Here is a 13579-nt window from a genome sequence, read left to right as displayed (position 1 = left end):
ACCAAACGCCTCGGCGGACGTGGTGTGCCCCACACCTACGGGATATGTGGAACGGGACCAACCGGTCGTAGCGTTGAAGTTCGTTAACGGGGACTCTCGGGGTTTTTTGGGGATACGGCAACGATGGAGAAGCGTGTGATGACGAACAGTAAGCGGCGCAAGGGCCTGGCGGCCGCGTCCGCGCTGCTCGGCGGGGTTCTGGTGCTCTCGGCGTGCTCGGGCGGCAGTGACAAGGCCTCCGGCGGGAACAACGACACCTCGCAGGCCAAGGCCGACGAGGCGGCGGCCAAGAAGCCGTCCGAGGCCGACATCAAGATCACGCCCAAGGACGGCTCCGACAACGCCTCCATCAACAACTCCGCGGCCGTCACCGTCAGCAAGGGCACGCTCACGGGCGTGACCATGACGACCGAGAGCGGCACCGCCGTCGCCGGCACGCTCTCCGCCGACAAGACCAGCTGGAAGCCGAACGCCCAGCTGGAGCGCTCGACCACCTACAAGGTCGCGGCGGTGGCGAAGGACTCCGACGGTCGCGTCGCGCACGAGAACGCCTCGTTCACCACGGTCGCTCCGGCCAACAGCTTCATAGGCACCTTCACGCCGGACGACGGCACCACCGTCGGCGTGGGTATGCCGGTGTCGATCAACTTCGACAAGGCGATCGCCAACAAGGCCGCGGTCCAGAAGGGCATCACGGTCTCCTCCAGCAGCGGCCAGGAGGTCGTCGGACACTGGTTCGGCGCCAACCGCCTCGACTTCCGCCCGGAGAACTACTGGAAGGAGAACTCCACCGTCACGCTGAAGCTCGCGCTCGACGGTGTCGAGGGCGCCTCCGGTGTCTACGGCGTGCAGCAGAAGACGGTCACCTTCCACATCGGCCGCAACCAGGTCTCGTACGTCGACGCCAAGACCAAGCAGATGAAGGTCACGCAGGACGGCAAGACGATCAAGACCATCCCGATCTCGGCCGGTTCGCCGGAGCACACGACGTACAACGGCGTCATGGTGATGTCTGAGAAGTACAAGCAGACGCGGATGAACGGCACGACCGTCGGCTTCACGGACAACGACGGCAAGGCCGAGTACGACATCAAGGACGTGCCGCACGCCATCCGCCTCACCAACTCCGGCACCTTCCTGCACGGCAACTACTGGGGCGCGAAGTCCATCTTCGGCTCCGTGAACACCAGCCACGGCTGCGTGGGCCTCTCGGACACCAAGGGCGCCAACGACACGGGCACGGCCGGCTACTGGATGTACAGTCACTCGATCGTCGGCGACGTCGTGGTCATCTCCAACACCGGCGACAAGACGGTCCAGCCGGACAACGGCCTCAACGGCTGGAACCTCAGCTGGGCGGACTGGAAGGCCGGTTCGGCGGTCTGACACCGCAACCTCGTTGAGCCTCGCTCGATTTCACCGACACAAGGCGGCCGCCCTCGGGGCGGCCGCCTTTGCGTTGCCGACGCACCTCAAGCGCGGCACCGGAGTTGTGCGTCGAGCTGGGCGGCGGTCCTGGGGCCGTCGTACGTCCAATAGCGTCCCTCGGGGACATGGGCGGCCCTGACCTCGCGGAGGTCGAAGGCGTCTCCCGTGCCGTCCCCGTCCGTGTAGGTGACGGAGACATCGAGGTTCGTCGGGAAGCGGGCCGGTGGTGTCCGTGGAGCCGCCTGCCGGAAGTCGTCCGCCTTCCAGAGTGTCAGCGAGCCCCGGATCCCCTCGGGCGTCTTGGGACCGTGGGCCCGCCAGAGGAGCCGCTCGGAGCCGCTGTCGTACACCTCGACCGTGGTCACCTCGTCCGTGGGGCAGGTGGGAGCCTTGACCGAGATGCGGGAGCCGTCGACCCGGATGCCGAACAGGAGGGACGTGGCCGGGTCGGACATGCTGTAGACGCCGTACACCCACAGGCCGGCGGCGGCGAGGACCACCAGGCCGCACACCGTGCCGAGCAGCACAACGGGCCACACCGGCCGTCTTCGGTACGGGTACTGGTATGCGTATCGGTGCTGCACGCGGCGAGTCTGACACCTGGCTGCGTCTGCTGACAGCCCCGTGCGGGCTCACTCCTGGCCTGCGGACAGCCTTCTCATGCAGCTCTTATGCCGGGCTTATCGAGTCATCACGGGGCGTCCCTAGCTTGCGGCGCATGTTCTTCACCTACCTGAGGCGCGAACTGCGCCGCCGCAGAAAGGCGGCCCTCGTCGTCGCCTCCGGTCTTGCCCTCGGCATCGCCCTCGTCATCGTGGTCAGCTCCGTGTCGTCCGGCATGGGCAAGGCGCAGGACAAGGTCCTCCAGTCGCTGTACGGGCTGGGCACGGACATGACGGTCACCAAGGCGGCGACGCCGACCGCGAGCAACTCCCAGCGTCCGCGCTTCCAGTTCGACGCGCGGGGCAACGACGACGACTCGACGCAGAGCAGCGACCGGGTCCTGGTGCAGGGCTTCACGACCCTGGCCTCCTCGACCGTCACCAAGGTCGGGGACCAGAAGGGCGTCTCCTCCGCAGTGGGCGGACTGAGCCTCAACGTGGTGAAGGTCGACGGCCAGTTCACCCGCGGGCAGTTCCAGCAGAACCAGAACTCCGGCAACGGTCAGGGCGGTCGTGGGGCGGGCGGCGGCACCGGGCTCCCGCAGGGCGAAGTCCGGGGCGGCGGCGCCGACTTCGACATCAACCAGTACACGGTCTACGGCACCGACGTCACCAGGACCGCGCTCGGCCCGCTGACCTCGTCGAAGATCACCAGTGGCCGTACCTTCAAGACGACCGAGACGAACGCCAAGGTCGTCGTGGCGGACTCCGCGTACGCCAAGGAGAAGAAGTACAAGGTCGGTTCGACCGTCACCATCAAGAGCGTCAAGTTCAAGGTGATCGGCATCGCGACCGCGGACAGCGGTGACGCGGCGGCCAACCTGTACATCCCGCTGCAGCAGGCGCAGACGCTGGCCGGCGAGAAGAACAAGGTCACCACGGTCTACGTGAAGGCGACCGACTCGCAGCAGATCGACTCCGTCAAGTCGACCATCCAGAAGAACGTCTCGGGTACGACGGTCACGACGTCGGCCGACCTTGCGAAGACGGTCTCCGGGTCGCTGTCCACGGCGTCGTCCCTGGCGACCAACGTCGGCAAGTGGCTGTCGATCGCGGTGCTGGTGGCTGCGTTCCTGGTGGCGGGTCTGCTGACGTCCTCTGCCGTCTCGCGGCGCGTGCGGGAGTTCGGCACGCTGAAGGCGCTGGGGTGGAAGTCGGGGCGGGTGACCCGGCAGGTCGTGGGTGAGGCCATGGTCAACGGACTGTTGGGCGGTGCGCTGGGGATCGGGCTCGGTCTGGCGGGGGCGTATGCCGTGACCAGCGTCAGCCCTACGCTGCAGGCGCAGTTGGGGGGCGGTACGGGCGGTCCCGGTGGCCCTGGGGGCGGCTTCGGCGGGCCCGGGCGACGGGCGGCGAAGACCCTGGAGGTCGCCCTCACGGCCCCGGTGAACCTCACGACCATTGCGCTGGCGGTGGCTCTGGCGGTGGCCGGCGGTTTGATCGCAGGCGCGTTCGGCGGCTGGCGGGCGTCGCGGTTGCGTCCGGCGGATGCATTGAGGCGCGTCGAGTAGCCGGCGCCGGCTGCGCTGGGGGAGGGCGGTGTGCGGCCCGCACTTGCGGGGTGCCGCTCTCTTTGGGTCGGGAGCCGCCCCAAGCGGCACGACTGCCCGCAGCCACGCGAGACGGCGGCTTGCGGCTGCCGGCAGCAAGGCGACTTTTAGGGGCGCGGGGCTGTATCGATATGCGGCTCCGCCGCGTGAGCGCGACCAGCCCCCACTCACCCGCAGCCGAAAAGCAACCCGCACCACCCCCGAACCGATCCCAGGAGCCCCCATGTACGAACTGAGAAATCTCACCAAGCGCTACACCCGAGGCAAGGACACCGTCCACGCCCTCGACGGCGTCGACCTCTCCATCGCCGACGGCGACCGCCTGGTCATCCAGGGCCCCACCGGCGGCGGCAAGTCCACCCTCCTCCAGATGCTCGGCGGTCTGGACCGCCCCACCTCCGGCGAAGTCGTCCTCGACGGCACCGATTTGGCCAGGCTCTCCGAGGCCAAGCTCACAAGGGTCCGCAGCGAGAACATCGGCTTCGTCTTCCAGTCCTTCAACCTCATCCCGACCCTCACCGCCCAGGAGAACGTCGAGACCGCTCTCGTACCCCTCGGAGTGAAGGTGAAGGAGCGGCGCGAGCGGGCCGCCGAGGCGCTGACCTCGGTCGGTCTCGGCGAGCGGCTGGGGCACCTGCCCGGCGAGATGTCCGGAGGACAACAGCAGCGCGTCGCCATAGCCAGAGCACTCGTCAAACAGCCGAAGGTGCTGCTCGCCGACGAACCCACCGGAAATCTCGACGAGTCGATGCGCGACGAGATCATGGAGGTGCTGGAGCGCATGTGGAAGGAGCTCGGGCTGACCTTCATCATGGTCACCCACGACTCCGCGATCGCGAGGAAGGCCCCGCGGCTGGCGACGATCCGCAAGGGCAAGCTCACCGTCAAGGAGAATGCGGGCGCGTAACCACGCGGAACGGCAACGGCTTTGGGACCGGCTCGTAACAGTCCTCGGGCCCGCCTCTTACCTTCTTCTCATCTATTGAGGTGCCTGATCACCCCCCGGCATACTGCGTATCCCGGGGGGTGCATGCGTTCATGCGTGCGTGACTGCCCCCGGCCGGGTGACAGGGGAAAACACCCGGTACTTCATCTCCAGGGGGAGACTTGCGCAGACAAGTGAAAAGAGCATGCGCGGGAACCGTTGCCACGGCGGCCGCCGTGGCCCTTGCGGCGGGCATGACCAGCCCGGCGTCCGCGAAGCCGGAGCAGTCGACGACTGCTCCGCAGACTCAGCTCACGTCCAAGCACCGCATCACCCTGATCACCGGCGACCGCGTGGTCGTCGACTCCAAGGGCCGTGTCGTCGGCCTGGAGCGGGCGAAGGGACGCGAGCACATACCGGTTCAGTTCCGCAAGGCCGACGGGCACACTCTCGTCGTACCGGCGGACGCGGCCCGGCTGGTCGCCACCGGCAAGCTCGACCAGCGGCTGTTCGACATCACCGAGCTCGACAAGTCCGCGACCCGCAGGTCCCAGGCCAACGGCCTGAAGGTCATCGTCGGCTACCAGGGCGCGGCAACCGGAGCGAAGGCCGACGTCCGTGACGCGGGCACGCTCCGCAGGACCCTCAAGTCCCTGAACGCGGACGCCGTTCAGACCCCGCAGAAGGAAACGCCCGAGCTGTGGGACGCCGTCACCAACGGAGGCAGGACCGCCTCGGGCATCGCGCACGTCTGGCTCGACGGCACCCGCAGGGCCAGCCTCGACAAGTCCGTCCCGCAGATCGGCGCACCGAAGGCATGGGCCGCCGGCTACAACGGCAAGGGTGTCAGGATCGCCGTACTGGACACCGGTGTCGACGCGACCCACCCGGACCTGGCGACCCAGGTCATCGAGTCCAAGAACTTCTCCGCCGCCGCCGACGCCACCGACCACTTCGGGCACGGCACGCACGTCGCGTCGATCGCGGCGGGCACCGGCGCCAAGTCGGGCGGCAAGTACAAGGGCGTCGCGCCCGGCGCGAAGATCCTCAACGGCAAGGTCCTCGACGACACCGGCTCCGGTGACGACTCCGGCATCCTCGCCGGCATGGAGTGGGCGGCCGAGCAGGGCGCCGACGTCGTGAACCTCAGCCTCGGCGGCCAGGACGCGCCCGGCATCGACCCGCTCGAGGCCGAGGTGAACAAGCTGTCCGAGCAGAAGGGCATCCTCTTCGCGATCGCCGCGGGCAACGCCGGCCCGGAGTCGATCGGCTCGCCCGGCAGCGCCGAGGACGCGCTCACCGTCGGCGCGGTCGACGACCACGACAGGCTGGCCGACTTCTCCTCGACCGGGCCGACCGTCGACGGCACCATCAAGCCGGACGTCACTGCGCCCGGCGTGGACATCACGGCGGCCGCGGCCAAGGGCAGCGTCATCGACCAGGAGGTCGGCGAGAACCCGCCCGGCTATCTGACCATCTCGGGTACGTCGATGGCGACCCCGCATGTGGCGGGCGCCGCGGCGATCCTGAAGCAGGAGCACCCGGACTGGAAGTTCAGTGAGCTCAAGGGCGCGCTGACCGGTTCCGCGAAGGGCGGCAAGTACTCGGCGTTCCAGCAGGGTGCGGGCCGTATCGCCGTCGACAAGGCCATCAAGCAGACGGTGATCGCCGACCCGGTGTCGGTGAGCTTCGGTGTGCAGCAGTGGCCGCACACCGACGACAAGCCCGTCACCAAGCAGCTGACGTACCGCAACCTCGGTACGAAGGACGTCACGCTCAACCTGTCCGCCGCTGCCACGAACCCCAAGGGCCAGGCGGCCCCGGCGGGCTTCTTCAAGCTCGGCGCGACGAAGGTGACCGTCCCGGCGGGCGGCAAGGCCTCCGTGAATCTGACGGCCAACACCAAGCTGGGCGGCACGCTCGACGGCGCGTACTCCGCGTATGTGAAGGCAACCGGCGGCGGCCAGACCGTGCGGACCGCGGCCGGTGTGCAGCGCGAGATCCAGTCGTACAGCGTGACGTTCAAGCACATCGGGCGTGACGGGCAGCCGACCGGAAACTACAGCGACCTCCTGCTCGGCTACTCGGGCCTGGCCAACGGCCGCGGCTACCAGGTGACCGTCTCGGACTCCGGTACGACGACGATGCGTCTGCCCAAGGGCGACTACCTGCTGGACGCCTGGATCGCCAAGGACCTCGTGAACTTCGAGGGCGGCCTCGACTGGCTGGTCCAGCCGAAGCTGAGCGTCACCAAGAACACCACGGTGACGATCGACGCCCGTAAGACGAAGGCGGCCGACATCACGGTGCCGGACGCGCGGGCGAAGCAGCAGCTCGGCACGGTCAGTTACACCTATGATCCCGTGGGCTTCCCCTTCGGCTTCGAGGCGAAGTCCTTCGCCGACATACGCATGGCGCCGCTCGGCGGCGAGGTCTCGGGCCTGCACCAGACCTGGAACGGCCAGTGGACCAAGGGCGACGACGCCGAGTACGACGTGGCCACCACCGCCAAGGTCAAGAAGATCCAGGGCGGCAAGGTCCGCCACTTCAAGGCGAGCGAGCTCGCCACGGTGAAGAACAACCTCGGTTCGGGCGCCCCCGGCAAGACCGGCGCCCTGCTGCCCGTCGGGCTGTTCCCGGAGGACGCCGCCATCGCGGGCGGCATCGAGCAGAAGCTGCCGGGCGTACGCACGCTGTACCTGTCGACCTCCGACAAGATCCAGTGGACGTGGGACTTCGTGCAGATCAAGGGCCATGACGCGAGCGGTCTCCCGATCCCGGAGGCGTCCTCCACGCTCGGCGACCCGCAGACCTTCAAGGCGGGCCAGAAGTACACGAAGACCTTCAACACGGCGGTCTTCGGCCCGCACCTGAACAAGTACTTCGGGCTCTTCCGCGACGGCAACAGCATCTACGGCTCCCTGCCGCTGTTCACCGACGGGGCGGGGCACGCCGGCTCCTCGGACCTCACCGCGGTCGCCACGACCCTGTACCGCAACGGCACCAAGGTCGGGTCCAACGACGACCCGCTGTTCGGTGAGAAGGAGTTCAAGGTCCCGTCCGCCGAGGCCGAGTACAAGCTGACGACGTCCGTGAAGCGCAGCGGCATGGTCGCGGAGGCCTCGACCCGCATCGACGCGAGCTGGACGTTCCGCTCGAAGAAGACCTCCGACCCGGCGACCCTGCCCGCGTCCACGGTCCGCTTCAACGCGGCCACCGGCCTGGACAACAAGGTGGAGGCCGGCAGGACGGTGTCGATCCCGGTCACCGTCGAGGGCGCGGCCAAGGGCAGCAACCTCAAGTCGCTGTCCGTGTACGTGTCGTACGACCACGGCCGGACCTGGACGAAGCTCGACGTCGTGGGCGGCAAGATCAAGGTGAAGAACCCGGAGAAGGGGAAGGCCATCTCCTTCCACGCCAAGATCACCGACAAGAAGAACAACAAGTCGACGATCTCGATCTACAACGCGTACTACGCGAAGTGAGCCGCAGGTTCGCTGAGCGCTGAGCAAACCGCCCGCCGGAAGTGCAGCTTCCGGCGGGCGGTCCGTGTTTCCGTGGGCGCATGACCACACACACCGTCGAGTACATCCGCTACCGCATCCCGGAAGACCGCTCGGCGGAGTTCCTCGCCGCCTACACGCGAGCCGCGGTCCAGCTGGCCGCGGCACCGCAGTGCGTGGACTACGAACTCGCGCGCTGCGAGGAGGACTTCGAGCACTACGTCCTGCGCATCACCTGGACGTCGACCGAGGACCACATGAAGGGTTTCCGCAGCTCGGACCTGTTCTCCGACTTCCTCGCGGAGATCCGCCCGTACGTGGAGAACATCGAGGAGATGCGCCACTACAAGCCGACGACGGTACGAGGCACGGGCTCGTCGGTGCCGACGCTGTACGACTGGGCGGGTGGCGCCGAGGCCTTCTCCCGTCTGACGTCGGTCTTCTACGACAAGGTCCTCAAGGACGACCTCCTCGCCCCGCTCTTCGCCGACCTCGCCCCCGACCACGCCGAGCACGTCGCCCTCTGGCTCGGCGAGGTCTTCGGCGGCCCCGCCACCTACTCCCTGACCCAGGGCGGCCACGGCCACATGGTCGCCAAGCACTTCGGCAAACACATCACCGAGCCGCAGCGCCGCCGCTGGGTGAATCTGATCGAGGACGCGGCGGACGAGGCGGGCCTCCCGACGGATGCCGAGTTCCGGTCGGCGTTCGTGGCGTATGTGGAGTGGGGGACACGGCTCGCCGTCTATTTCTCCAGCCCGGATGCAAAACCGCCGGCGGAGCAGCCGGTGCCGCGATGGACGTGGGGGACGATGCCGCCGTATCAGGGGTGACATCTACTAGCGCCGGCTGGGGCTAGATCTTTCAGCGCGGGCTTGGGCTAGATCTTTCAGCGCCGGCTGGGGCTCGATCTTTCAGCGTCGGCTGGAGTTTGATCTTTCAGCCCGTCCGGCGTTTGAGGACGAGGCCGTTCAGGCCGAAAGCGGGGGTCTGGGGGCGGAGCCCCCAGCAGGGCTGCGCCGACCGCCGGGCAACGGTTCAGGAAGACGGCGCCGAATGCCCCGCCCGAGTAGCATCCGCGCCCCAGCTGGCCAGCAACCGCAACGCCTCCGCCGACGCAGACCCCGGCTCGGCGTGGTACGTCGTCAGCGCCTGCCCGTCGTCGTCGGCCGACCGGAACGACTCGAAGCTGAGCGTCAGATCACCGACCAGAGGATGGTGCAGACGCTTGACGCCGTACCCCTTCTCCTTGACGTCGTGCGTGGCCCACAGCCGCCTGAACTCCTCGCTCTTCACGGAGAGTTCGCCCACCAGGGCGGACAGCCGCGGGTCGTCCGGGTAGCAGCCCGCGTCCATCCGCAGGTAGCTCACGACGTCGCTGGCCTTCTGCTCCCAGTCGAGGAACAGCTCCCGGTACTCCGGCCTCAGGAACACCAGCCGCGCCCAGTTCCGCTCCTGTGCCGGCAGCTCCTCCCAGTCGCCGAAGACGGCCGAGGCCATCCGGTTCCACGCGAGGATGTCCGAACGCCGCCCGGAGACGTACGCGGGCACCCCGTCCATCGAGTCCAGCAGCTGCCGCAGCGCGCCCCGCACCTGCTGCGACCGCGCCGCCGGCTTCTTCTTGTGCTGCTTCGGCTTCGCGAGGTGCGTGAGGTGGGCATGCTCGGCGTCCGTCAGCCTGAGCGCCCGCGCGATGGCGTCGAGCACCTCCACCGACACGTTCCGCCCGTTGCCCTGCTCGAGCCGCGTGTAGTACGCCACCGAGACACCCGCCAGCTGCGCCAGCTCCTCGCGGCGCAGCCCGGGCACCCGCCGGTGCCGGCCGAAGTCCGGCAGCCCCACGTCCTCCGGCTTCAGCCGGGCGCGCCGGGTGCGCAGGAACTCGCTGAGCTCGGCACGCCGGTCCAGAGCCCCGGCGGGCTCGTGTACGGCATCGGGCTGTTCGTCCATGTCTCAAGTATTCACTGTCGTACGCACACCATCCTGACCCCGCCAGTGGTAGGCACAGTGGACGTATGCAGAAGCGTGGCCTGGGTGAAGCGCGTACGGTCCGGCATGCTGAGCAACATGCCCGGTCAGAAGGCAGCCGGGCGCGTAACCACAGCTAGGAGACCCCTCGGCATGACCACTGTTGCCGCTTACGCCGCCCCCGCCGCGAAGGCTCCGCTGGAGCGCACCACCATCGAGCGCCGCGAGGTCGGCGAGTTCGACGTCCTGATCGACATCAAGTTCGCCGGTATCTGCCACTCCGACATCCACCAGGCACGGGAGGGCTGGGGCGAGGCGATCTTCCCGATGGTCCCCGGTCACGAGATCGCGGGCATCGTCTCCGAGGTCGGCGCGGGCGTCACCAAGTACCAGGTCGGCGACCGCGTGGGCGTCGGCTGCCTGGTCGACTCCTGCCGTGAGTGCGAGAGCTGCAAGGCCGGCGAGGAGCAGTACTGCACCGGCGGCAACGTCGGCACGTACAACGCCGTCGGCAAGGACGGCGAGCCCACCTACGGCGGCTACTCGGAGAAGGTCGTCGTCGACGAGAACTTCGTCGTCCGCATCCCCGACGCCCTGTCGCTGGACGTGGCCGCGCCGCTGCTGTGCGCCGGCATCACCACCTACTCCCCGCTGAAGCACTGGAACGCCGGCCCCGGCAAGAAGGTCGCCGTCCTCGGCATGGGCGGCCTCGGCCACATGGGCGTCAAGATCGCGCACGCCCTGGGAGCCGAGGTCACCGTGCTCTCGCAGTCCCTGCGCAAGAAGGACGACGGCCTCAAGCTGGGCGCCGACCACTACTACGCGACCAGCGACGAGCAGACCTTCAAGGACCTGCAGGGCTCCTTCGACCTGATCCTCTCCACGGTCTCGGCCCCGCTCGACTTCGGCGCGTTCCTGTCGCTGCTGAAGAGGGACGGCGCGCTGGTGAACGTCGGCGCCCCCGAGGAGCCGATCGCCCTCAACCTCTTCTCGGTGATCGCCGGCCGCAAGACCCTCGCCGGCTCCATGATCGGCGGTATCGCCGAGACCCAGGAGATGCTCGACTTCTGCGCCGAGCACGGTTTCGGCGCCGAGATCGAGGTGATCAGCGCGGACCAGATCAACGAGGCGTACGAGCGGGTGCTGGCGAGCGACGTCCGGTACCGCTTCGTGATCGACACGGCGACGATCTGACAGGTCTGCAGGTCTGCAGGTCTGCAGGTCTGCAGGTCTGGCAGGTCTGGCAAGTGGGGCCCCGGCGGAAGGCGACGCCGGGGCCTCCCGCCGTTGTGAGGCGAGGCTTACCTGGTCTGCCCTTCGGAGTATCTTGGGCATGAGGAGGCCCACACGATGAACGTGCAGCTGAACCACACCATCGTCGCCGCTCACGACAAGAAGGCGTCGGCCCAGTTCCTCGCCGACATCCTGGGGCTGGAACCCAGCCCGCCGTTCGGCCCCTTCATCCCCGTCCAGATCCCGAACGGCGTGACCCTCGACTACATGGAGACGGACGGCGACATCACGCCGCAGCACTACGCGTTCCTGGTGTCCGAGGACGACTTCGACATCATCTTCAGCCGCATCCAGGACGCGGGACTGACCTACTGGGCGGACCCGTACCACCACCGCGGCGGCGAGATCAACCACAACGACGGCGGCCGGGGTGCGTACTTCGACGACCCCAACGGCCACAACCTGGAGATCATCACCAGGCCGTACGGCAGCGGGAGTTGATCTGCCGCTTCACCCGGCGGGAATGAACCCGCCACCCCCGATCAGGAACGTACGACTGCTGCCACCGTCCATCAGTGCCCCCACCTTCTTCCCGTCAGGCCCGCAGTCCCACGAGACCGTCGTAGGCGGACATGACGATCTCCAACCCCCGGTTGTCGTCGGCGGGTTCGCGCATCTGGTTCGTCACGTACGCCACCACCATCCGGGCCTCGGGTTCGATCATCACCAGCGAGCCGCCCCAGCCGCCCCAACCGTAGGTGTTGCCGAACAGTCCATAGCCCAGGCCCCAGCGCACCGGCATGCCCAGCACCCGGTCGTCGCCGCTGAACTGCTCCTCCCAGGCCCGGTCGCACCCCGCCTGCGACAGCAGCCGCACTCCGTGCAGCGCCCCTGAGCAGGCCATCGCCGACTGCACCAGCGCAACCGACCTGGCGTTGCCGAACCCGCTCGCCGCGGGGATCTGCGCACGGCGCCAGGCCACGCTGTTGCCGTCCCGGACCCGCAGGGCGGTCCCCGCGGCAGGCGTCGAACCCCTGCCGGGCGCACTCGCGGTGTACTCCTCGTCCCGTCCCGGCGGCGGCACCGTGAGCGCCACGCGCCGGTCGTGCTCGGCGGCCAGCCCGATATGGAAGTCGGCCCCCAGCGGGCCTGCGATCTCGTCCGCGAAGAACTCACCCACGCTCCGCCCGCTGACCCGCCAGATGACCTCGCCGACGAGGAACCCCTGGGTGAGCGAGTGATACCCGGCCGCGCTGCCCGGCTCCCACTGCGGAGCCTGCGCCACCAGCCGCGCCGTGGCGGACGGCCAGTCGTAGATCTCCTCGACCGGCCCGTCCCAGTCGGGCAGACCCGCGGTGTGCGAGAGCAGATGCCGGACCAGGACCCGCTCCTTGCCCGCCGCGGCGAACTCCGGCCAGTACCGGGCCACGGGCGCGTCCAGGTCGAGCTCGCCACGGTCGGCCAGGACGAGCGCACACAGCGCCGTCATGGTCTTGGTGACGGAGAAGACGTTGACGATCGTGTCCCGCTCCCACGGCACGGTGCGCTCGGCGTCGGCGAACCCGCCCCACACGTCCACCACCGGCTCGCCATCCACGAAGACGGCCACCGAGCCGCCCGTGTCCCCGGCGTCCAGCAACTCCGCCAGCCGGTTGGGCACCGCGGTGAACAGACCGTCGTACGAGCCCTGAATGTCAGCCATGCGTGGCATTAGCCCGCATCGGCACGCGCTGCGGCAACCGAATTTGCGGCCGTGCGCCGTTGCCCGTCGAGCGGGCGGCCGGATCCGGCCGCCGGACGCAGATGGGCCAGGAGCTCGTCCGCCGCAGGGTACGGGCGCTCCTGCGGGAGCAGCCGGGCCGCCGAGTCGAGGTCGCCGCTGCCCACATACGCGCGTATCTCCTGGGCCGGCGGGGGCACATCACTGACGGCGACCGTCCACTCGTCCGCATACCGTCGTACGGCCTCACCGGAGAGGCCGAGCTGCAGCGACCGGTACGGCAGAGGCTGCAGCCGCAGATCCCGCTCGGGGTCCCACTGCACACGAGCCGGCGCCGTCCTCAACTCACGCTGCCAGGCGGCACGGTCGGCGTGCACCGCGGGGACATGGCTCGACAGACACGCGTGGCGCAAGGCCCACTCGAAGCCGTCACGGGCGATCTCGACAGCCGGCACGGTCTCCTGACCGGCCTTCGTGCCCCAGCCGCAGCGGTACATCATCCACAGGAACGACGGCTTGATCCATGTCAACCAGCGCTCACAGTCCTCTGACAGCCGCTCAAAGCCTGCGTTCCGCGGTCGAGCAGCCTG

At 68.5% G+C, this 13579-nt stretch carries 11 protein-coding genes; 7 read left to right on the top strand and 4 right to left on the bottom strand.

Going from position 1 to position 13579, the window contains the following annotated elements:
• The first annotated feature begins 123 nt into the window (after positions 1-123).
• Complete coding sequence (locus tag IH68_RS0106670; protein ID WP_030929852.1) at positions 124-1386, top strand: L,D-transpeptidase; 1263 nt, start codon at positions 124-126, stop codon at positions 1384-1386.
• Between the two features lie 86 nt (positions 1387-1472).
• Here the strand turns inward: IH68_RS0106670 and IH68_RS0106665 are convergent, their stop codons facing one another.
• The gene (locus tag IH68_RS0106665) at positions 1473-2012 is read right to left on the bottom strand and encodes a hypothetical protein (RefSeq protein WP_159403650.1); all 540 of its coding nucleotides are present in this window, start codon (positions 2010-2012) and stop codon (positions 1473-1475) included.
• A gap of 134 nt (positions 2013-2146) precedes the next feature.
• On the opposite strand from IH68_RS0106665, the gene IH68_RS0106660 reads away from it, so the two are divergent.
• The 4 genes from IH68_RS0106660 (at position 2147) to IH68_RS0106645 (ending at position 8901) form a co-directional block, all read left to right on the top strand.
• Positions 2147-3601: an ABC transporter permease gene (locus tag IH68_RS0106660; protein WP_030929845.1), complete on the top strand. Its 1455-nt coding sequence runs from the start codon at positions 2147-2149 to the stop codon at positions 3599-3601.
• A 262-nt stretch (positions 3602-3863) separates the two neighbouring features.
• Positions 3864-4547, top strand: a complete 684-nt coding sequence (locus tag IH68_RS0106655) for an ABC transporter ATP-binding protein (protein ID WP_030929843.1) — start codon at positions 3864-3866, stop codon at positions 4545-4547.
• 212 nt (positions 4548-4759) lie between these two features.
• Entirely contained in the window at positions 4760-8050 is a 3291-nt protein-coding gene (locus IH68_RS0106650) for a S8 family peptidase (RefSeq protein WP_234341253.1), read from the top strand.
• Positions 8051-8130: 80 nt separating this feature from the next.
• Positions 8131-8901: a group II truncated hemoglobin gene (locus tag IH68_RS0106645; RefSeq protein WP_030929837.1), complete on the top strand. Its 771-nt coding sequence runs from the start codon at positions 8131-8133 to the stop codon at positions 8899-8901.
• A 205-nt stretch (positions 8902-9106) separates the two neighbouring features.
• On the opposite strand, the gene IH68_RS0106640 is transcribed toward IH68_RS0106645, so the two are convergent.
• Positions 9107-10018, bottom strand: a complete 912-nt coding sequence (locus IH68_RS0106640; RefSeq protein ID WP_030929835.1) for a helix-turn-helix domain-containing protein — start codon at positions 10016-10018, stop codon at positions 9107-9109.
• 171 nt (positions 10019-10189) lie between these two features.
• On the opposite strand from IH68_RS0106640, the gene IH68_RS0106635 reads away from it, so the two are divergent.
• Positions 10190-11230 carry an NAD(P)-dependent alcohol dehydrogenase gene (locus IH68_RS0106635; RefSeq protein ID WP_030929832.1) on the top strand — a complete coding sequence of 347 codons (1041 nt, stop codon included), beginning with the start codon at positions 10190-10192 and terminating at the stop codon, positions 11228-11230.
• A gap of 156 nt (positions 11231-11386) precedes the next feature.
• Positions 11387-11770 (top strand): VOC family protein, encoded by a 384-nt coding sequence (locus tag IH68_RS0106630; RefSeq protein ID WP_030929829.1) that lies wholly within the window; start codon positions 11387-11389, stop codon positions 11768-11770.
• 94 nt (positions 11771-11864) lie between these two features.
• On the opposite strand, the gene IH68_RS0106625 is transcribed toward IH68_RS0106630, so the two are convergent.
• Both IH68_RS0106625 and IH68_RS0106620 read right to left on the bottom strand, forming a co-directional pair.
• Positions 11865-12971, bottom strand: coding sequence for an EstA family serine hydrolase (locus tag IH68_RS0106625; RefSeq protein ID WP_030929826.1), 1107 nt, complete (start codon positions 12969-12971; stop codon positions 11865-11867).
• 8 nt (positions 12972-12979) lie between these two features.
• On the bottom strand, positions 12980-13543 hold the full coding sequence (locus tag IH68_RS0106620; RefSeq protein ID WP_234341269.1) for a DUF4291 domain-containing protein: 564 nt from the start codon (positions 13541-13543) through the stop codon (positions 12980-12982).
• Positions 13544-13579 lie beyond the last annotated feature (36 nt).

It is taken from the genome of Streptomyces sp. NRRL S-646, from assembly GCF_000720765.1.
Lineage (GTDB): Bacteria > Actinomycetota > Actinomycetes > Streptomycetales > Streptomycetaceae > Streptomyces.
This window is presented reverse-complemented; position numbering and strand designations above follow the sequence as displayed.

Bases quoted from the DNA above. Each gene is read 5' to 3' on its own strand.
- IH68_RS0106670 (WP_030929852.1), top strand. From the start codon at position 124: ATGGAGAAGCGTGTGATGACGAACAGTAAGCGGCGCAAGGGCCTGGCG.
- IH68_RS0106660 (WP_030929845.1), top strand. From the start codon at position 2,147: ATGTTCTTCACCTACCTGAGGCGCGAACTGCGCCGCCGCAGAAAGGCG.
- IH68_RS0106655 (WP_030929843.1), top strand. From the start codon at position 3,864: ATGTACGAACTGAGAAATCTCACCAAGCGCTACACCCGAGGCAAGGAC.
- IH68_RS0106645 (WP_030929837.1), top strand. From the start codon at position 8,131: ATGACCACACACACCGTCGAGTACATCCGCTACCGCATCCCGGAAGAC.
- IH68_RS0106640 (WP_030929835.1), bottom strand. From the start codon at position 10,018: ATGGACGAACAGCCCGATGCCGTACACGAGCCCGCCGGGGCTCTGGAC.
- IH68_RS0106635 (WP_030929832.1), top strand. From the start codon at position 10,190: ATGACCACTGTTGCCGCTTACGCCGCCCCCGCCGCGAAGGCTCCGCTG.
- IH68_RS0106630 (WP_030929829.1), top strand. From the start codon at position 11,387: ATGAACGTGCAGCTGAACCACACCATCGTCGCCGCTCACGACAAGAAG.
- IH68_RS0106625 (WP_030929826.1), bottom strand. From the start codon at position 12,971: ATGGCTGACATTCAGGGCTCGTACGACGGTCTGTTCACCGCGGTGCCC.